The 21,390-nt window shown below is 57.8% G+C and carries 11 protein-coding genes; 4 read left to right on the top strand and 7 right to left on the bottom strand.

The window, feature by feature from the left end:
- Positions 1 to 146 precede the first annotated feature (146 nt).
- Positions 147 to 3,173, top strand: a complete 3,027-nt coding sequence (locus ACYVKQ_RS16445) for a Tn3 family transposase (RefSeq protein ID WP_460676437.1) — start codon at positions 147 to 149, stop codon at positions 3,171 to 3,173.
- A 565-nt stretch (positions 3,174 to 3,738) separates the two neighbouring features.
- Here the strand turns inward: ACYVKQ_RS16445 and ACYVKQ_RS16440 are convergent.
- Positions 3,739 to 4,596: a hypothetical protein gene (locus tag ACYVKQ_RS16440; RefSeq protein WP_460676436.1), complete on the bottom strand. Its 858-nt coding sequence runs from the start codon at positions 4,594 to 4,596 to the stop codon at positions 3,739 to 3,741.
- 23 nt (positions 4,597 to 4,619) lie between these two features.
- The gene (locus ACYVKQ_RS16435; RefSeq protein WP_460676435.1) at positions 4,620 to 6,620 is read right to left on the bottom strand and encodes a hypothetical protein; all 2,001 of its coding nucleotides are present in this window, start codon (positions 6,618 to 6,620) and stop codon (positions 4,620 to 4,622) included.
- 155 nt (positions 6,621 to 6,775) lie between these two features.
- Between ACYVKQ_RS16435 and ACYVKQ_RS16430 the strand changes: the two genes are divergently transcribed.
- Genes ACYVKQ_RS16430 through ACYVKQ_RS16420 form a run of 3 tightly spaced genes read left to right on the top strand, consistent with a single transcriptional unit; the run spans position 6,776 to position 15,582 of the window.
- Complete coding sequence (locus ACYVKQ_RS16430; protein WP_460676452.1) at positions 6,776 to 10,945, top strand: DEAD/DEAH box helicase; 4,170 nt, start codon at positions 6,776 to 6,778, stop codon at positions 10,943 to 10,945.
- Positions 10,945 to 14,814, top strand: coding sequence for a UvrD-helicase domain-containing protein (locus ACYVKQ_RS16425; protein ID WP_460676434.1), 3,870 nt, complete (start codon positions 10,945 to 10,947; stop codon positions 14,812 to 14,814). Before ACYVKQ_RS16430 ends, ACYVKQ_RS16425 begins: the two co-directional genes overlap by 1 nt.
- A 57-nt stretch (positions 14,815 to 14,871) precedes the next feature.
- A complete protein-coding gene (locus ACYVKQ_RS16420; RefSeq protein WP_460676433.1) occupies positions 14,872 to 15,582 on the top strand; it encodes a hypothetical protein in 711 nt (236 codons plus the stop codon).
- A gap of 82 nt (positions 15,583 to 15,664) precedes the next feature.
- On the opposite strand, the gene ACYVKQ_RS16415 is transcribed toward ACYVKQ_RS16420, so the two are convergent.
- The 5 genes from ACYVKQ_RS16415 to ACYVKQ_RS16395 form a co-directional block, all read right to left on the bottom strand.
- Positions 15,665 to 17,044, bottom strand: coding sequence for a Fic/DOC family protein (locus tag ACYVKQ_RS16415; RefSeq protein WP_460676432.1), 1,380 nt, complete (start codon positions 17,042 to 17,044; stop codon positions 15,665 to 15,667).
- Positions 17,044 to 17,316 carry an antitoxin VbhA family protein gene (locus tag ACYVKQ_RS16410; RefSeq protein WP_460676431.1) on the bottom strand — a complete coding sequence of 91 codons (273 nt, stop codon included), beginning with the start codon at positions 17,314 to 17,316 and terminating at the stop codon, positions 17,044 to 17,046. The genes ACYVKQ_RS16415 and ACYVKQ_RS16410 overlap by 1 nt, the downstream gene beginning before the upstream one ends.
- Positions 17,317 to 17,395: 79 nt before the next feature.
- Positions 17,396 to 19,651, bottom strand: a complete 2,256-nt coding sequence (locus ACYVKQ_RS16405; RefSeq protein ID WP_460676430.1) for a TraM recognition domain-containing protein — start codon at positions 19,649 to 19,651, stop codon at positions 17,396 to 17,398.
- A 32-nt stretch (positions 19,652 to 19,683) separates the two neighbouring features.
- Positions 19,684 to 20,718 (bottom strand): DUF5712 family protein, encoded by a 1,035-nt coding sequence (locus ACYVKQ_RS16400; protein WP_460676429.1) that lies wholly within the window; start codon positions 20,716 to 20,718, stop codon positions 19,684 to 19,686.
- 49 nt (positions 20,719 to 20,767) lie between these two features.
- Positions 20,768 to 21,283, bottom strand: a complete 516-nt coding sequence (locus tag ACYVKQ_RS16395) for a BfmA/BtgA family mobilization protein (RefSeq protein WP_460676428.1) — start codon at positions 21,281 to 21,283, stop codon at positions 20,768 to 20,770.
- Positions 21,284 to 21,390 lie beyond the last annotated feature (107 nt).

Genomic DNA, 21,390 nt, shown 5'->3' with positions numbered 1-21,390 from the left:
CTTATAAAGTCACGGCGGCGAAGATACGCGAACATAGTTTCATGAGACAAGGAAATAAGACGCTCAGCCGGTAGCTTGGCCCTGCGTTTCGACGGGGTCGGCTTGTCGCCGGAAAACGTCCGTTTTTCGAGACGCCCCGTTCGCCCATGCCCCTTGACTTTCTGACCCAGGCCGAGCGCCAGCGTTACCAGCGCATGCCGGCTGCCATTGCCGAGCGCGACCTGCGCCAGCACTTTCACCTGAGCGAAGCGGACCGGGCCTTCGTGGCCACGTTTCGCGGGGCTACAAGTCGGCTGGGCGTGGCCCTGCACCTGGGCCTGCTGCGCTACCTGGGCTACCTGCCCGATGAGTGGGTGGGGCACGTGCCCGCCGAGCTGCGGGCCTTTGTGGCCGGGCAGCTGGCTGACGGCGCGCTCGTGGACCTGGCCGGGTACGGGAGTCGGGAGGCCACGCGCACCGCTCACCTGCAAGCGGCCCTCAAGCATTTGGGCTGGAGCAAGTGGACGCCCCTGGAACAAGGCTGGTTGGAACCGTGGCTGCTCGAGCGGGCCCTGGAACACGACAACGAACGGTTGTTGCTGGACCTGGCCTGCCAGAAGCTGCGCCAGCACCGGTTGCTGCGCCCGGCCATCGGCACGCTGGAGCGACTGGTGGGCAGCCTGGCCGAGCAGGCGCACCGCGAATCGTTTCGCCGCCTGCGGCCGCTGCTCGACCAGCCCGGTCTGCTGGCCACGCTCGACGCGCTGCTGGTGCCCGACGACACCCCCGCCGCTCGCACCCGGCACCGCTGGCTGTGCCAGGCCGCGACCACGGCCAGCCCCCGCGCGCTGGCGCAGGCCTTGGCCAAACTCGCTTTCCTGCAGCAGTTGGGTGTGCCGGCCTGGGACACCAGTAGCCTGCACATCAACCGGCAAAAGCGCTTAGCCCGGCTGGTGCGGGCCCGGCGCAACAGTTACCTGCAGCGCCTGGGCCCGGAAAAGCGCTACCCCGCCCTGGTGGCGTTTCTGCGCGAGAGCCTGCTGGCGCTGACCGACGCGGTGGTCGAGTTATTCGACCAGTACTGGGAAGGGGCCACGGCCAAAGCGCGCCGCGACCTGGATGCCTACCAGCAGCGCATGGCCGCCGCCAAAGACCAGGCCCTGCTGACCCTGGGCGAAGCGGCCCGCCTGGTCGTGGCCGAGGAGGACGTGCCGGGGCCGGACCTGCGGGCCACGATTTACGAAGCCCTCTCCCGCGAGGCGCTGCTGACGGCTCTGGAAGTGAGCCAGGCGCTTTTGCAGCCCAGCCGCCATTCCCACCTCGCGTTTCTGGCCGGGCGCTACAGCAGCGTCAAGCAGTTTTCCGGCCAGCTGCTCGCGCAGCTGCACTTTGCCCATGCCTACCAGGGGGACGATTTCGCCCAAGCGCTCTCGCTGGTAGCCGACTTGCAAGCGGGCCGGCGGCGCAAGCTGCCCGAAGACCTGCCGCAGGCCTTTATGACGCCCACCTGGACCCGGTTTGTGCGGGCCGCCGAAACGGCGGAGGCTCCCAGTGGCCACCGCCAGGCCTACGAGCTGGGCGTGCTCACAACACTACGGGAGCGGCTGCGCTCGGGGGACGTGTACCTGCCCGACTCCCGCCAGTACGCGCCGCTGGAAAGCTACCTGCTGCCCGCCGACACGTGGGCGGGTGTGCGGGCCGAGGCCTGCCAGCAACTCAACCTGCCCGCAGCACCCGTGGAGCGGATTGCCCAGCGCATTGCCGAGTTGCAGGAACTGCTGCCCCAGGTGGAAGCCCTGCTCGGCAGTGGCCACGACAGCTACCTCGACGAAGCCGCTGGCCGCCTGGTCGTGCCCCGCCTGCAGGCGGAAGAGTTGCCGGCTTCCGTGACGGCCTTGCAGGAGGAAATCACGCGCCGCCTGCCCCGCGTTGAACTTACGGACCTGCTGGTGGAAGTCGACGGCTGGACCCAGTTTGCCGCTCAGTTGCAGCCCTTGGAGGGACAGCTCCCGCGTCAGCCGCAGCACGCCACGTTGCGCTACGCCAGCCTGCTGGCCCTGGGCTGCACGATTCCGCTCACCGACATGGCCCAAAGCACGGGCCTCGACTACCAGGCGCTGTGGTGGACGGCGCGCAGCTGCCTGCGGGAGGAAACGCTGCGGCCGGCGACCACCCAACTGGTCAACTACCAGCACCGGCAGTGGCTGGCCGCTTCCTGGGGCAACGGCACCTTGTCCTCCTCCGACGGCCAGCGCTTCCCCGTCAGCGGGGCCGTGCGCAACGCCCGGGCCCTGCCCAAGTACTTCGGATACGGCCGCGGCGTCACGTTTTACACCCACACGGCCGACCAGTACGCGCAGTACGGCAGCCGGGTCATCGCCGCCACCGAGCGCGACGCCACCTACGTGCTGGACGAAATCCTGGGCAACGAAACGGAGCTCGAAATCCTGGAGCACACCACCGACACGGCCGGCTACACCGACCTGGTCTTTGCCCTCTTCGACTTACTGGGGCTCGAATTCACGCCCCGCCTGCGCGACATCGGCGACCAGAAGCTAAGCAAAGTCAAGGGCCTGGACGTGGCCTACCCGGCCCTCAAGTTCACCGGGCAGGTCAACCCCGAGTACCTGGCCCGCCACTGGGAAGAGCTGGTGCGCGTCGCCGGCTCGCTGAAGCTGGGCTACGTGACGGCCTCGCTGTTTATCCGCAAGCTCCAGGCCTACCCCCGGCAGCACCAGCTCACCTACGGCTTGCAGGAATACGGGCGGCTGGTCAAGACCATTTTCATCCTGCGTTACCTGCTGAACCAGCCCCTGCGCCGCAAAATCAACACCCAACTTAATAAAGGCGAGCAGCTGCACGCGCTGCGCAGCTGGCTCTGGTTCGGGGGCGACGGGGTGCTGCGCCGTAAGCAGGAAGAGGCCCAGCAGGAGGTCGTGGGCTGCCTGAACCTGCTCACCAACGCCGTGGTCGTCTGGAACACGGTCTACATGCAAGAGGTCATTGCCCAGCTGCGGGCCGAAGGCTACCCCGTACAGGACGAGGACCTGACCCATCTCTCCCCCGCCCGCTTCGAGCACATCAACCGGCTGGGCAAATACACCTTTGCCGAGCAGGAAATCTTGTTGCGCAACGGCCTACGCCCCTTGCGCCAACCCGCACAGGCGGTCGCGCCGACGGCTGCGACGGCTTAGCGTAATTTTTCGCCCCGTTGTAACGAAAACCCCTAATCTGCAGACCCTGTGCGCAGATTGCAACCTGAGCAAGAGCAACAAATTCCGGGATTGAGATTCACAAAAAGTAGATACGGCTGCCTGTTAAGACCGGAAATGCCTGCCTGACTCTACTACACGAGGATCAGCGCTTTGCCCAGGCGCAGCTATGTGCGTCACCTCGACCTGTGCCTAGCAGGGTTACAAATCGGGTAAAACCTCCGACCCGGGGTTTAAAAGCCAATGCTCAACTTTGTAAGCCCTGCTCCTACCCTGACGTGCTAATAGGTAGCCCACAGGGACAGCCACCTCGCAACGGGATAGCACTAGAGTTCGAACGGAAATTCACGCTAAGGGAATCGGAGCGAATCAGCATCTCGCAAAACGTCCGTTTCGGACTATCTGAGATACGTCATAAAAAGCCTCGTTAATACGACTCTCGTTAACACGTTGCTAGCTAAATTTTTATAAAACAGGGTGAATGCTTTGCACAAAGCATGAGTGATAATACCCAACTCTGGGTATTATCACTCATACGTGAGTATACTTAAGGTTTAACTGCCGTAGGCTCACTTAGCGGAGTTATGACCGTCCAATCTTCAAAATCATCACTGGCACCCAATACGCCAGCGCCTGGCTGCTTTTTAATAAGACGGGCAACGATAACAGGATGACTCACTTTGAAAGTGAATTCTCCTTCAGAAGTCTTCTCAACGCTAACTGTTAAGGATGCATCCTGGAAAATTTTCGCAGCTACAGTTGTCCCTGCTACGCCCAATTTAGCATCCAACTTGGAACCAACTTTGCCCTTAGACTTTATTGTTACTGTTAAATCATTGACAACACAATCAGAAACGGCAATCACAAGGGTGCCATTTGTAAATGCTTGCTTAATCAATTTAGTGTCATCTTGTGAATTGATGAATGTGATCATTTGCTGCTTCAGCAGCTTTCTCATTTGTGCACTGCTAAAACTCAATGTTGTCGTAACATCACTTTCGAACGAAGCATCCGCTCCAATACCCACGACATCATATATTTTAGGCAGAATAGCCTTGAGTGCCAGTTGTTTTTTTTGGTTTTTGGTAAAGGAGATTGCTCCACCGCTTCCAACAGCAGCGAAGCCGTTAACGTTAAGCCAAGCAGCTTTATCATTCGCAGGTGGAGTAGTTACGTTAAGACAGTTCCAGGTATCGCACAAAAAGTTTCCATCATCTGCAGTTGATGTATAAGAGGTTACGATACCGAAATTATCGGTTGGATAGCTAAATGATTGGTAACCTTTAAGGTCTGAGCCAATAGCTTTCTTTATTGCCTTTACCATGATTTTTGAATAGTTATTCTGAGCTATTGCAGCAGAATGTATTATCAGCAAAAGGCCTAAGGAGATGTAAATTTTTTTCATGGGGAGTGTTTTGGTTTGGAGTGTTACAGATTTTTGAGGGAAACTACCTGTTTGAAACGTGTTTTGAAATCATCTATATTGTCTATAATAATTTTTTCACTATCAATTGTAATTAATAAATGGATACTATTCATATTCACTTTTGTCCAAGCTGAATTCGAACTCAAATATACATAAAATTCGTTATTTGAAAAATATATACCGCCAATTCCGGTTTTTCCGTGGAACGCTGACTGCGTAATTTGATTGTACTTTGCATATGAACCATCTTCAATTTTGGCATTTTTAATGCTCCCCGTTATAGTTTCACAATAGCCATTACTTGCTTGCATTAATTTTCTTAAATTCAGGACACCTGCGGAGGCAAATCTGCCTGCATACGCGGTGTCAATATCAGTTGCAAGCACGACCCTATGACGCGTTTTTAAAGCGCTAACTGGCTTTTCTAAAACAGATTTCCAATAAGCTTTTGCAATTAGAACCTTCGTTCCAACATCTGGAGTGGCAAAGCTTGCGCCGATATCATTGCTCTGTATACACTTCCCAACCCATCCATACCCTTTACCAAGTGTGGTTACATAGTCACCTCCCTGAGAATACATACCACGAAATTTAGGCTTTTGACCCTCAGCTGCGCATCCCACGATAATGCTGCCCGATTTTTCGTAAGCCATAAAATATGCAAACAATGGTTCGGGCTTTCCAATTGTTGCCCCTTTGCTTATTTTGGGGTCTGTTTTTTTGAGAAAAGACTCTATATAAGTTCCATTATCATTTAAACATGCAGTAATCACAGATGTATTACCATCTTCAAATGGTAATAATGCGCTTGAGCCATAGCACCTACTGAAAAAGGAAGATGCTAAAACATCAGGCTCTTGACCATAACATGCCCTTATACAGGCAATTAAGTATAATTCAGGTATAATCTCTGGATTTCGCTTCTTTAACTCTTCGTATTTTGTCTTATTCTTTTTTAGTTTTATCAAAGACTGTAGACCTGCTTGTCCAGTTACTTTAAAAGTAGCTATTTCAGGGCTATCATCTGGCGAAAGTGTAAATAGTTTTTTCATTAACTCCAAGCACTTCTCCTCATTCTTGAAATAATTTACTGGAACCGGAATTAAAGATAGATCATTGGGATTCAATCCATAATGCTCTAGGTTTAGCCGCATAACGTCGAAAACTTTTTCACCATGCTTACAATCACCATCATTAAAAAAGTCCATATAAATATACTTCCCAAAATATTTTTTATCAATATTTTTTATCAAATTAATTAAATCAGTATCATCGTTTGTACTCTGCGGTGTTGTAACGGGAAAGTCTATGTTTGATGCAGGAAAATCTACTGCAACGAATTCAGGGTCATTAACTTCAGCATACGCAATGCCATTCTTTTGCTCTGTTAATGACTTCGGCAGAAATTTTTTAAAAAAAACCAAATTCAAAGAATCCAGTCGAATCACTGTAAAAGCAGGCTGATATGCAAATTGACTTAGAGGAGCTGCATTTAAGTCGCTCTTTATAAATGAGGCTGTTGTAAAGAATTTATTTAATCCCTTTTCAGGGTCAACGAATTGGGTGTAGTTTACGCTTTTTATTAATTCTGACTTCTTTGGCAAAACAGGAAGTTTTAATGTATCACCTACCTGAATTTTCTTCTCATTCGATATTTTGTTAATTGATTTAATTTCATATAAAACTTGTTTATATGCATGGTTATTAATATTTTCCTTTATATTGTATTCACTCAATATAAGCTTATCAAGCGTTGTATTGGGTTTGGAAATAACATCTTTTAAGCTCTCACTTTTCTTACTTAAATAAGTTAATGCTTTCAGAACAGCCGCATCTTCTGATGGGCTGAGTAAAATCTGATTTATATAAATAGATACTGAATCAGCTCTAGAGCTAGGTGTTACTGCTGTTGTATTTGCTGATTGCGCGAAGACTTCATTTGAACCAACACATAGTGCGGTCACTAATAAAAATGCAATTTTTATTAATTTATTCACATTCATGGCTCAGTCTGCTATTTCACCTGCCAATATATAAGATGTTCCAGTTTGTTTGTTAATATGGCATGTTGAGGTAGCCTAGCTAAGCTGGACATAACTTCCCATCCTGGCTAAAACAGTACTCGAAAACAACTTACCTTGGTTCTCTTTGGCACTTGGTGCATTTCAACCCGGGCAATCTTGTTATGCAGCTTGCAAAAATCTATCAATACTACAAGATCAGCCCCAAGCAGCTGGAAGATATTCTGGGTAAGCATGGGATAAAAGCGCAGCTGAAGTTCGTAAAGACGGCACCGCCTGCCTGGCTGACTATATTGAGTGATGAGCTAGGTATTCCCCACCCAGATGACATTGCCCCGCTGGAGACTACGGAGCAGACCTCGGAAGAGCCCCAGTCTCCCCGCAACAATCACACTATTAGCCTTGAGCTGCTCGCAGAGACGCAAAGCCTGTTAAGTACAACACCGGCTGCAGGCGAAAAAGAGCCTTCGCCGGCAGCCCAAGCCGCCCAGCAGCCCAAAGCGGGAGGTCAGAATCGCGGTACCAGATCTAAGCCTTCCGCGGCAAAGCAACCCGCGGATGATGAGCTGTATCTGGGGCAGGTAGTTGACGTGATTGGAGAGCGGGGCTTTGGCTTTCTCCTGAAAAGAGGGGCGAGTGAAAAGCTGTTTTGGCATTTTTCCGCCTTTGGAACCTTGCCCGAGCTAAAGGACTGGGTGCTGTTTGCCGAAGGCCCCAGCAGGAAGAAACCGGGCACCCTGGAGGTTCGTTGGGCGCGTCCCCTCAGCCAGAACCTGGCGTTGCTTCACAGGGTGCAGCAGCACGTGGACGTGGACACACTTCTGACTCTGCTACGCGTACTACCCGAAGAAGCACGGGCCGAAACCGTCCTGGAACTACTAAGCCGCATCCGCCCGGTAACGGACACCGAGTCGTGGAGTCCGGCCATACAGGCGCTGACAGAAATCAGCCAGCATCTGCCTGGTTTACTTGCCGAGTCGGTGCAAACGGTTCTCAATCGATCGACACCATTTTATGCCTGGCAGCTATGGCTGTACTACCAGTCGCCCCTGGCTGGCAACTTGGCCGTAGCGACTCCACTAGCTCACCTGCTGGCCGCGTCCGAAGCCGCTGTGACGTGGTGGACTAGTACGCCGCACCGTACCTTGTCCGGGCTCTGTCTGGCCTGCCTGCCCCAGCAGGACGGTGAACAGCTGCACACCGACCTAGCCAAGCTTAAGGGACTTCTGGCCAAGGTGCACCCCGAGGTTTACAACGAGGTAGTCGCACTGTGGCTGCAACAGGCCGGCACCACCACTGAGGTCGAGGTTTTCCGTCAGCGCCGCCGTATTGCCCGAATGGCCATTGCGGATGCCGCGCAGGAACTCGAAAAACAGCTTTTTGAAGCACTTCCCGCCTCCGCACACTTGGAAGTCTGGTTGGAAGAGGAGCAGCCTCATGCTTTTCCGCGGGAGACGGCACTCGCCCAGTTCAACGTCCTGCCACCAACGGCTCAGGATAAGGTAGCGGCGCAGCTGACAGATGAAGAGCTGCTTGCGGTGAGTCAGTGGTTAACGCCGGCTAACAGCCCTCTGCTGCTAAACAGGGTGCGGGCCGGCCGAGATCAGCAGCTCCTTGCTGCTTTTTCCGCTTTGGGCCTCGATCTGGAGAGCGACCGGGAAGTCATTCACGAAATTGCCTGGGGCCGGCCGGGCGCGTGGCATACGGGCCAGGGAGATACCGCCGTGGAAGAGCGGGTGCAGCAGCTTCGGATCCGAGTGGCCGACAGCGCTCCGTACCTGCTGGTGGGACATAACCTAACCGATTTCGACGCACCGGTGCTGGCGGAGCATGATGTGGAGCTGCGAGCGGACTGCCTTTGGGACACGCTTACAGTTGAGATGGCACTAAGCGTGGACTGGCAGGTGCTAGCTCTGCGCACTGCCCACCAGGCGCAGGCGGATGCTGAGATTGCACTAAAGCTTTTCCTGACCCAGGTAAGACGGGTGCTTTTACTTTCCCCGGCGGAGTGGGAAGAGCTATCACCCCTGTTTGGAGCGGCAGTGGTGGACACCCTGACCCGGTTGCGGACGCAGCAGCAGGAAGCATGGCTAACCGCGGCCGATTTGCGACACGAAGCTGCTGGCTACCTGCGGCCGCAGCTGCAGCCCTCCTCGCGACAGCGGTTGCTGCGGGAGCAGCTGCAGCAGAGCACCTCCCCGCGCACACTCGTGCTGGCTCCCACCGAGCTATGGAACGAGTTGCGAACTGAGTCCTTCATGAGCTTCTGGGATTCAGACAACACGCCAGCTCTTTATCGGCAGGTGCTCCAGGAGCCGGTATTGGAACAGCTGGTGGACCACCCGGCTGAGCGCGTTATCGCGGGACGCTACTTCCGGTATTGCCGGCAAGCCCAGATTCCCACTGTGCCGGCCAATATGGCTCCGGCTTTCCGGCACCGCCTGCAGGCAATCGTGGACTTTAGCAGGTGTCATCACGCCCCGACGACACTATTGTGGCAGGATGGGCTGCGAATCTGCCTGAGTGCGGAGCAGCTGCTGGCGCACCTGACGCAGCTACAGGACCAGCCGGATCTGGAAGTGATCGTTCTGGAGCCTGACCTCATCACGTTAGGCCGCAAGCTGCTGTTGCGGGAGCTGGCTACCGCCGATCTGCTGGCGAGCCCGGCCACCCGGCCCGCATGGATCAAATTTTCTGGTGGCCAGAGCTTCGTAGCGCTCCGCCGTGATCAGGCGGCGGAGCTTGGGGCGCAGGTTCCTGCCGCCTATACCAATCTGTGGTTGGAAAAGCATCTGTACGGACAGTTTCGCATCTGGGGAAGCTTTGACTGGGAGACACTCCTTACCTCACTGGCGCCGTCGCGAGTGCACGTAGTGAGTGGAGCGGAGCGCCCATTTCCTCGTCAGCAGGTAACATGGCTGGGATTAGCCCAGCTGCCGCTGCAGCGACGGCTGGGCATTACGCCTTTCAACCCGGAAACCATCTACCGTTCCCGCTATTGGCTGCTCCAAGCCCTTCTGGTTAAGGAAATCCTGGAGCGCAGCAGCTTCTCTCCTCTAATACTGCTCCTACAGCGGTTGGAGGAAGTAGAGCCCTTGGAGGCCTATTTCCGGGGTCAGGGATTCTTCATACCGCGGCGGGAGGCCGCGCTGGGTCGTCGCTTGGAGCTATTGCACCAGTACGGATCGGGCCGCCGGCTCCTGATTGTGCCGATCAGTCAGGCAACGGCCGTGGTGGAAGCTAATTACCTGGGCCCGGTTCAGTTTGTGCTGGAAAGCTTCAACCTACTCGAAAACTACTTTCTGGCCCGGGGCTCCCAGCTATTCGATCGGGCAAGGCTACAGTCCCGGGACGTGGAGGCAAGCGAATCAGCTGGTTCTTTAGAGTATAGTTCTGTTGAGGGCAGCAGCGTGGAGAACGTGCTCGAGCGTGACCTGTTTTTCCTGCTGAAGCTGCAGCAGCCACTGGTGCAGCAGCTGCGCTCCCGGTTACTGGACAACCACGATGACAATCATCTTTGGCTGCTGGACCCCCGCTTGGGTGACTTTCCTGCTCTGGAGCAGTCCTGGCAGATGCAGAAGTACTTCACGGATGCTCCCTGGGCCACCGAGGAGGAATACCTCACTGCCGCGCATATGATCGACCAAGTGCTACTGAGTGCCCGGCCGGAACAGGAGTTTACCCTGGACCTGGAGGAAGCCAAGACCTTGCTGAGCAAAGTTTTCCTGGAAGGCCATCCCTGGTACGATCACCAGCAGCCCTATCTCAATAAAATCCTTCCCGCTCAGACGGACTTACTGGTATCGCTGCCCACGGGCGGGGGCAAATCCCTGCTGTTCCAGGCCCCGGCCCTGTACCGCAGCGCCTTTACCAACCGGTTGACCATTGTCGTCACGCCCCTCAAGGCCTTGATGGAAGACCAGGTAAATGCCCTGTGGAAGCTTGGTTTTTACAGCAGCGTGGAATACATCAACCAGGATAAGCGGGATGAGTTGCCGCAGATTTACCGCCGGCTGGCGGGCGGGGAAATTTCCCTGTTATTCATAACCCCGGAGCGCTTCCGGAGCGGAGCTTTTACCAAGGCCTTTCTGCAGCGCTTCAATAACGACCAAGGCTTGGAGTACGCGGTGTACGATGAAGCACATTGCATTTCGCAATGGGGGCATGAGTTCCGGCCCGACTACCTGTATTCCGGGAAGGCCGTTCAGCGCTTCCGGGAAGGAAGCTCCCGCCGTTTCCCGGTGCTCCTATTTTCGGCCACCGTCTCAGAAAAGATCTATCAGGAGTTTACGCAGCTATTCGTGTAATGGAGCGCATAGGAGAATTAGCTTATAATCCGGTGCGGGAGCACATCCGCATGAGCTTTGAGCGGGTCAAGGAAGAAGTCCAGCAGGCGGAAACCGTCGTGCGGAACCTGCAGGAGAAGACCTTCGATGCAAGTGTGAGCCGGGTACTTATTTTCGTGCGGACCCGCCGCCGGGCCGAAGAAGCAGTTCAACAGCTTAGTGAGCTGGCCACCGAAGCGGGGCTGCCCTGGGCCGAGCAGATTGACTACTTCCATGCCGGGCTGGATGGCTTTGACCGGGAGCGCAAGTACGCCGCGTATCAGACGGGTGAAACGGTGGTGCTGGTGGCAACCAAGGCCTTCGGCATGGGAATGGATATCAAAAACATCCATTACGTATACCACCTGGGACCCTCTTCCGCCTTTGAGGATTTCCTGCAGGAGGTAGGCCGGGCGGGCCGTAACCGGGCTGCGCTGGAGGCAGCCGGATTCTCTGAAGCCCATCCTATCCAGGCCGTTTGTGTAATGGCTAGCCGGGATTTTCAGGTGCTGCGCGACCTGCAGCACAAATCCGCTCTGAGCTGGGAGTACGTGCTGAAGACGCAACAGCTGATTCACCAGTATGCGCAGAAGTACCGGGAGCTGGATACACTGGTGCATGAGCCCTTGGCACTGCCGCTGGATTTGTGGCAGCGGGATGCCGATGAGAAAGAAGAGGACGATGTCCGGTTCCGCCTGGCGCTGCACTGGCTGGAACTGCTGGGTCGTATTCGCCTCGGGCTATTTACCCCCTCGTTTCTACCTCTGCTGCTACTGGAGAAGCCCAGCTATCTGAAAATCAAAGACGATACGGAGCGGGCGCAGATGCAGCAGTTTATTGCCCAGCTGCATGCATCGAAGTATCGCGAAGCCACCGCTGTGAGCATGCCCATGGAAGAGCTCAAAGCGCTATCGGGTAAAAGCCGACACGCCGAGCTGTTCCGGTTTCTGTTTCTGGCCCAGAAGATCAAGGCCATATCCATTGACCGGAAACTGCATCTGGAGCTGACGCAGCTGCGGGAAGCAGAGCTCAAAGCCTGGCAGGAATCCCGCTGGAACAAACGGGACTTGCCGCTGGTGGAGTCGGTGTTTCTGCTGGCGGAGCGTCTCCTGGCCCCAATAGCTCCCCAGACACAGCGCAGCTTGGACGGCAATGAGCTGGACCGGCTGGTGAGGGAAGTGGCGGCTGAACAACTTCAGCCGGACCACATCTATTGGACACCGCTCAAAAAAGGGAAGCCGGTTGACAAGAAGACAACCGCTAAGGATCTGGCAGCGGACTGGCGGGAGAAGCGGGCTAAATTCGCCCTGAAGCTGGTACGGCTGCTGCCTAACACGCGGCTGCAATCCGTCATGAACGTGCGCGACCGCAGTGAGCCGGGCGTAACGCAGCTGATTTATAACGGTAACCGCCACGACTCTCTCTGGAGCAAGCCCCTGGCCGAATTAAAAAAACGGCTCCTGGCGTTGCTACAGTATGTGACTGCTCAGACGCTCACGGGAGAGTACACCTTCAACTACGCCGACATGGTGGTGGCGCTGGAACTGGAAGAAGCGGGGGTAGATTATTTAGATAACCTGCTGTTTCTCGCGCGGGCGCTGGGCTACCTCAAAGGGGGCGGCAGCTTTATGCCCATGGGCATTGAGCTGTTCCTGCTGGATCAAACCGTCCCGGACTACGAGGACCAGTCTTCGCGGGATTACCAGACCCATCAGCAGTTTTTAGAAGGAACGGAGCTTAAAAAGCTTCGGCTGCTGGCTCTGGAATGCCTGGCCGCGATGCCCCACCAAAAACAGGACGCCTTTATCAAGCAGTACTTTGCCTGTGAGGGTAGCGCTGACCTGGTAGGCTTGCTGGCAGATCACCTGGGCGCTGACCATGCCATGCTGCGGGCCTTTCGGCAGGAGGCGCTTAAGGATGCCGAGGAAAAGCTCAGTGCGGAGCAGCGACAAGTCTATGATGCGCCGCTAAGCGATAACCTGCAGGTGATTGCCGGGCCCGGCAGCGGCAAGACGCACACCCTGACGCTACGCGTCGCTCGCCTGATCCAGAAGAACAATATCCCACCAGACCAGATCCTGGTACTGGCGTACAACCGGGCCGTGGTAGTTGAGCTCAAGGACCGGTTGAGCACGCTGTTTCGGGCCTTGGGTTACGGGCAGCTCATTAAGCGACTGCACGTGTACACCTTCCATGGATTATGCCGGCGCTGCCTGCAAGGAGAGTTGGAGGGCATAGAGTTCAGCCAGTGGGTACCGCAGCTGGCCCGGGCGCTGGCCCATAATCCGCGGCTGATTCGCCAGCAGTTGGGGCCAGTTGAATACGTGTTCGTGGACGAGTTTCAGGACATAACGGGTGAGCGCTTGGCCATGCTCAAAACCATTGCTCCCGTTGACTCGGCCAAGCTCTGCGTTATTGGCGATCCTAATCAGAGCATTTACGGGTATGAGCGCGTAACGGAGGGAGGTGAGGTTGACCCATATCCCTATTATGCGGAGTTTGAGGAGCTGTATCAGCCCCAAAAGCATTACCTAAGCAATAACTACCGCTCCTACCCTGGCATCCTGCAGGCGGCGGCCCGGCTGCTGGCCAATAACCCGGACCGGTTTTCAATTCCACCCCTGCAGCCCGTTCGAAAGCCTGCGCGAAATATGGGCTATTGCGAGCTGCTGTCTTTCCGGGAAACCAAGACTGACTGGAAAGTGAAGCTCGATGAGCTGTTAACAGAAACCGAATACGAGCCGGGCAAGCGCTACCAGCAGGTTGCCGTCATGCTGCGCTCCAACGATGAGGTGTTCCGCGCTTTCAACGAGCTGCAGTCCCGAACCCTTCCGCCCGATGTGGCCCTGCGTATCCAAGGGGCCTCCAGCTCGCCGGTAACCTCGCGCGAATTTCAGCACCTGCTTCAGCCCTACCAGCAAAATCCGGAAGCGCCCCTTAGCCCTAACTACCTGCAGGAGTTTGCTCGCGCTAAACAGCAGACGTTGCAAAGCTTTGCCGGCGTGTGGGACGAGTACCTGATCCATCTGGTACATTGCCTGGTACGGGAGTTCAGGGTTGAGCAGGAAGACGACGCCACAAATCAGGACCTGCTGGACTTCATTGATGACATGGCCCGACGTGATGATGGCCATTTCATGAAGCTCTACGAGAAGCACATGCCGGAGCTGGTGCCGGGCCACTCGCGGCGGGAAGTAGTGCTCACGACCATGCACAAGGTGAAAGGGCTGGAGTTTGACGCCGTGCTCATTCCGCCATCCTTTGCCGATTTCGCTACCGATTGGGACGGGAGGCCAGTACTCAACCTGCGCCAGGTGGCGGAAGAAGAGCGGCGGCTGCTGTACGTGGCATATACCCGGGCCCGGTATCGCTTGGCCGTCATCCAATACGACCGGGAAGCGGCCGTGCAGGAAGGGCGGACGTACCAGTTGGCCAATAAAGAGCAACGCCTGGGCCGGATCGTCAAGCCCGGGCTAGACAAGCTGTTTATTTCCTGGGGTGCTCGGGAAGATCGAACGTATGAGTTCATTCGTCACAAGATCAAGATTGGTGACCCCGTGAAGCTTATAAAGGTTCAGAAGGCATTCAACGGAAAATCCTGGGCTGAATGGCAGCTATGGTGCAACGGTTGGCAGGTTGGACAATTACGAACGGGGGCATTCAAGCAGGAGCCGCGGGTAGACGAGCTGCTGGGGCTGGCGGTCTCCGGCGTTAGCTATTACACCTACCAGGATTCGCAACAGTATGATGAGAAACACAATACCGATTACACGCTGAAGAATTGGCGGCAGAATGCCGCTACCCGAGGGCATATCTATCTGGTTGACTTCGCTGGCTACTACAAAGAGTAAAGCAGACGGAGTTAGCCTGTGGTTTGCTAATCCTTCCACTCCTAACTCCGCTTTGCCATGCCTAAATCCTATCAGCCGGAAGAAACGCCCCCGATGAAGTCGGAAGAGATGACGCGTGACTTGGTAACAGTGCCCAAAGTGCTGCGCCGCCTTGCTGAGCAGAATGCGGAGTGGCAGCCCCTGGCGAAAGTCTTGTTCACTCTTGATAGCGACGCGAAGGTTCCCACGGGCAAAAAGCTACAGCAGGACCTAGGTATTTCCCCTTCCAAATACCGCCGCTGGCTTGACGCATTATATGCGGCCTACCTGCACCTGCTGGAAAGCGATGCCGATGCCGTACCCTTCAAGCAGGTAGAGCACCAACTTATCTTAACCGGCCAGCGGGCATCACAGACATTCAGCTGCCGCCTACCCATCACACCCCGGGTTGGCGAACAGCTACAGCTGGATTTCCTGCGGGCCGTGACCGGAGAATACATGTTCTATGTGGAGAACATCATTCACGATTTGACCGATGGACGCTACTCAGTGCTCGTATATCTCAAACACGGGTATTACAATGCATATCAGCACCAGCTAAAGGAGCGTTCCCGCTTTGAGGAGACCATTGGTCTCGATGTTTTTTTTCATGCGCCGGATTTTCTGCTGGATGACCTGCTACGCGAGCGGTATCCACCACCTGCGGAGTCGTCCAAAGTAGAAGAAGCGCTTGACAAGGCGGAGGCCCGCTACGGGAGACGCTCCTTGTTTGGAAGAAGGAGAAGATGACCACCCAGTCCCTGGTTGTTACGCGCTGATGGCTTTTGTTAGCGGAACTTGCTTGCCCAGCCTTGACTAGCTGCAGGCAAATTTATCGCTGCAACTGGTCGGCACCCCGAACGGTTAGATCAGGGCTGGCAGATTGTCGCTCGGTCGCCTGGACAGGAAGCTGCAATACCGTTGCGGCATTGCGCAACTCCTCCAGCGAACGAATATTGTTGAGCGCGGGTAGCTTTTCAGCCGTTGCTATTGCCCGGTCGACATTCTCGCGGTTTAATCCCCCCAGGTACGGGTTGCGATCCACGTGGCGGATTGTTTCCTGCAGGCGAGCGGCGGCCAGCGGCTCTCCGTGCTCGCGTAAGACCCGGGCCAGCTGCGTGGCTGCCACACCAAATGCGGCCTGGGCTTGCTCATGAGTAGATGATTCCCCTCCAACCTCTTGCCGAGTCTGCTGACCAACGCTGTGCTGCCGGGCAATTGTGCTTACCTGTCCGGCCGCTTCCCGAAACCGCCTGGCATCCGTCTGGTCCTGGCGGGCATCGGGTCCCTGCAGCGCGGGATGCTTGGCAATCTTCTCTGCTGCCTGCTGAAACTGGACTAGGTGCGTCTGAACAGCCGCTGGATTCAGGTTTGTCGCCTCTACCCCCTTCCCCACCGCTACGCCCTTCTCGTAATTGCCAGCGCCGGGCATGTTGGCCACAATGTCCATCACCCGGTACCCGGTCACCTCCAGCTCGCGCCGGGCATCCATCGCCTGCATCTGCGTTGACAAGGCCGCCAGTGGCCGCGCCTGGCTAGGGTCACGTAGCTTTTCTGCTTCAAGCCCTGGGGCCGGACTGATTACCTGCTCAAACATAGCCTTCAAGGCCTGCAAGTTCTTACCTGCCTCCTCGGGCGCGTGCGGACGCACTATAGCCAGATCGCGGGCCCGGTTGAGCGTGGCCGGGTCGATGCGGGCAAAGTCAACCTGGTAGCCGGCTTCCTTGCCCAGCTGCACAAACGTAGCCTGCAGCGTGCGTCCGTTGCCATCCCGAAAGGCATGGGTGTGGTTGTACTGGTCAAGGTAGTAGGCGGCCCGCTCAGCGAACTTCTCCGCCGGTAGCCCCTTCAGGTAGTTCTCCTGACCCAGCTGCTCACCAATAGCGTTCAGGCGCTGCTCAATCTCCTTGTAGGGCGCGTAGGTCATCGTCTCCTTGAAGCCGGTGACGTAAGTGGGCTTGTGCCCCTGAAACTCCCGGTCGGCCCGGGTTTCGCCGGCCCACTGGTAGACGCCTTCAAACAGCTTCTGGTGCACCTGCTTGAGGTGGGCGTGGTCGTAGCGCCCGCCGGGGATGCCGCCCTGCAGGTTAAGCCGCTGCAGGCGCAGCAGCGAGGAGTCGGTTTCGGCCTGGGCCAGCTGCTGGGGATCGGTAATGCCCAGCCGGTTTATCCGTACTCCGTTTTCGTCGCTGAATCGGTCGCCGGCTACCATCAACGTGCAGCTTGGTCCTCAGGGCTGGCCGGGGCCGCACCCGGCTGGTAGCGCGCCAGCAGCATCGCGTCGTTGAGTTCAATGGCCTCGTCGATGCTCAGCTCGCCGTCCACGTAGCGCTGCATGATGGCCACGCTCTCCGGGCTCGGCGCCGGGCCGTTGCTCATCAGGATGGCAATGGAGTTGTTGGCGCCGCGCTCCCGCTCCTGGCGGGCGGCGAGCTGCTCGGGGTCCAGGCCGGCCGGGGCGGGCGTAAAAAAGCTCTTCATCATAGGGATTGTAGTCTAGGTGCTGGGTACTTACTCAACACCAAAAAGGGGCTAATTGTCGTTTTCTGCGGGGTTTTCGAGGCTATTCGACCTCATTTTTTGTGGCTCCTGCTAAGGTGTTTGCGTGCAGGGCCAGGGTTTCTTTTACCTGCTGGCTGACCCGCCGGTAATTCTCCTGCACCACCACCGCGAGCATCGCGGCACTATCCGCTTCGCTGTCGCCGAAGGTGGCCACCGGGTGCAGCGGGAAGCGCTCCGGGGTAGCGTCGGCCCGAGAGATGACGGCCTGGAAGAAGGTGCGCTCGGTTTCCACGGTCTGGCCGATAAACTCGCCCTGCTGCAGGCTGATGGCGTCCTGCACCCGCACCAGGTTGCGCTCCTGGTAGCTGGTGCTCAGGTTGGAGCTGTGGCTGCCGTGGCTGCCGGCCCCGCCCTGGCTCTTGCCGGTGCTGATGCTGACCATCTGCTTGTCCTCCCGGCCCACAAGCTCGGAAATGAACTTGGCTGTGTCGAGCGAGTTGACCTTGCCGAAAAACTGGTTGTTGAGGTTGGAGACCATAACCTTCATCTTTTCAGGCCCATAGGCATCGGTCATTTGAGCCAAATCCTGGGTCATGTAAATAGTTGCCACCTTATTGCTGCGGGCTGTGGCCGGCAGCAGCTCCAGGCCCGGCACGTACACCGTGGCGGCCTCGTCGAGGAAGACGTAGCTGCGGTGCTTGTGCTGCTGGTTCATGAGCTTGATGGCAACCGTGATGATGCAGCTGACCACTGGCGAGAAGGTTTCCTTCAGCGTCGGGTCGTTGCCGATGCAGAGCAGCGCCGGCTGCTTCGGGTCGTTCAGGTTAAGCGAGAACCCCTCCCCTTTCTCCTCGTCGGGCGTGAGCACCCACACGATTTCCGGGGAGTTGATGCGGTTCAGAATCACCTGCAGCGTGCCCACGACGGCGGCTACCTGCTTTTCGGCCCGCTGCTCCACGGCCGTCACGATGCTGCGCACCATGCCGGCGCACTCGGGGTCGGTTTCCAGCATCGAGAGCACGTGCTTGAAGTCCTTGTGGATGGCCGTGGCCACCACGTGGGGAATGGTGCAGTAGCGCGGGAAGTGCTTTTTGTAAAACCAGATGATGCCCGTCAGGTAAGCCACCGCGCTGATGTCGAAGAACTCCATCTTGCGGATGCTGGCCGGGTTGAGGTTGTTGATGATGGCCCGCGAGTACTCCTCGGCAAAGGCCACCACCGGCATGTCCGCGGCCCGCAAGGGGTTCACCCGCTCGCTGCGCTGCAGGTCGCGGAAGTTGATGACGTGCAGCACCACCGCCGGCTCGGGTTCCCCGTTGGGCAGCAGCCGCGGCGGATCCGGCCGGCGCCCGGCCAGCTCCATCGCCTTCTGCGCCGTCTCGGCCAGCACCGGAAATTTGAAGTCGTAGATGAGGCCGGCAAAGTTCTTGGCCGCCAGCTGCTCAATCACCGGCTCCCCGATGGAGTAGGTTTTGCCCGCGCCGGCACCGCCTAATACCAGCACGCCCCGGTACGGATTGGGTACGTTTACCCAACCACCTCCTTCCGTGGGCAAACTGAACCCATCGGGTGTATCCACCCTCTTGCGCTCCACGCTCAGCCCAAAGTCCGGGCTCTTGGTCAGGGCCCGCAGCAGCCCCACTACGAAGCCGCTGACCAGTACCAGCGTTGCCGCGACGGGGTAACCCACCCGGATAAGGCCGACCGAATACGAGGTAATGCCCAGCAGCACGTAGGCACCGAGCAGGAACAGTCCCGCACAGCTGGCCACCACGAGGCGCACAGCCTGGGGCCGCAGGGGCTTGCGGCGGGCCTGCCCGGGTTTGCGCTCCGGCGCGGACGGCAGAAAAACCAACGCCGCGGCTACCAGCAGCAACAGCGTCCGCAGGTACCCGCCCGCCGCGTCGTAGAACCGGCCGGCCTTGACCAGCAGCTTGCCTTTGAACCCCTGCCCGGCGCTGGCTACGCGCACCGCTGCTGCCCCTCCCCTGTTCACCACCTCGTCGCCGGCCCGGCTCGTCCGGGTCGCCAGCTCGGCGGCCGGCTTCCCCACCACGGGCGCCGCCTGCCGCTGCAGCCGCGCCCGCCGCGCTTCGGCCCGCTGCTGGTTGAGGACGGCCAGCCGGGCCGCCAGGCGCTGGGCGGGAGTTAGCCGGGGCGCCTGCTGGGCCTGGTTCTGCGCGGCACGGGCGGCGGCCAGCTCCGCCGGGTGCTGGAGCACGTACCACTCGCCTGCCAGCAGGCCCAGCAACACCAGGCCAATAACCAGCGCAAAAGTTTGAGAAGAGGCCGCCGGCCGGGGTGGATAATTGGTCATAGGGTATTGGTGATAATGGAGGATATGCGGGCTTACATTTCAATGTCGAGCTCCGCGCCGCGGCGGCCGCGCTTCTCGGCCACGTGCTCGGTGCGCTCCGGCTGGTCGGCCTGCGTGCTGCGCACCAGGTGCTGCACCGCGTACAGGGCCGTGGCCGCCTGGCGCTGCGGGGCCGGGGCCTGTTCGCGCCCCGTGCTCAGCAGCTGCAGGGCGTTGTCGATGGGACGGCCGTCGCGGGCACGTTCTTCTACCCGGCTCAGCATCCGGTAAAAGGTCTTATCGAACGTGCGGGCCACAGCTATGCCTTGCACCCGCTCCGGAGCCAGGCGCTGCTCCCGGGGCACCAACAGGTTAATGCCGGCTACGCGCTCGGCAATCTTCTGTAACCGGCCAGCATCGCGGGCGGGGTCGCGCGGCCGGGTAGGCTTAGGCCGCAGCTTTTCGTGGGCTTGCGCCTCGTAGCCGAACTGCCGCTCAAACTGCCGGCCCGCCGCGGCTTGCCAGCGCATCAGGTCAAACCGCTGCCGGCGCCCGCCCGGGTTGAGGGTAATCTGTTGCTGCCGGTCGCGGGCGCTGACGATGATGTGCACGTGGGCCTGCAGGCCCGCCCGCTTGGTACCGGCTTTGGCCGTACCGGCCACCACCTCGGGGTCCGTGCCCCGGTGGGTACGGTCCTGGTGCAGGACGGCGCCCCAGACCAGGTCTTGGCCGCCGAGCTGCCGGCCGCCGGGCAGGGCGAAGTTCTGCGCGTACTGGCGCATCACCTCGCGGGTGTAGTCCCGGAGCTTGCCGGCGTCGCTGCCGATGTGGGCCAGCTCCTGCTCGCTCGGGCTCAGCACCAGGGAGTAGAATTTGGCTTCCGTGGCCCGCAGTCCTTTGACGTTGCAGTCGATGCTGTGCAGCAGCTGTGCGGCGTTGAGCTCGTCGGAATCACCGTTAAAAAACGCGGCTTCCTGCCCCTCCCCTACCGCTTCGTGCTGTAAGTAATTCAACGTTTGCGCGCAGCTACCGGTGTTGGTATACGCCGCTTTGCCGTGCGTCTTTGGGTTAATTAGCTTGGCGTACATGAGCAATAAGGAGTGAGTTTAGGCTTGCAGTAACACACATTTTTCCTCCCTACTGCCCCTGCCCTACCGGGCTTTCGGGTGTGCTCCGACGCTTGCCCGGCCCGTTTTGCTGGGCCGCTTGCAATGCTTCCCGCACCTGCTTTTCTACCGCTTCCTCATTACGCTGACGCAGCAGTTGCAGCGCCTGTTGCTGCCGTTGCAGCTGCGCTTCGCTGAGCGTTTCCAGCTGCGCGTTCAGGTTGCCCACCAGGATTTCGTTCATGCGCAGCACCCGGTCAAGCGTGATGCGGGTGCGCAGCATTTCCTCCAACATGGCCGTGAGCAGCGTGCGCTCCTGCTCCTGCAGAAAGCTGAACACCCGGTCGCCGAGCTTCTTTATCTGCTGCATGATGAGCTGCCCTTCGCGTGCTTCTGTTTCGCGGGGATCCAGGCCACGGGTGGCAAAATAGTCCACCGCTGCACTGGCGTAGGCCCCGAAACTGGCGCCCACTTCGGCCGCGGCCGCTTCGCCTTTCCGGTAGGCAATGTTATCCAGGGTGACCCTCCTGCGTAGCTCCGTGCTCATAGTGTTGGTTTCCTGTTACGCCCCAGTGGGCCATTTTTAGCGCTTTAAATCAGTTACTTAGACCTTCTCTGGCCACACAATCAGCTCTGCTGATTGCTAAATCACTC

Source organism: Hymenobacter coalescens (assembly GCF_054783195.1).
This window is presented reverse-complemented; position numbering and strand designations above follow the sequence as displayed.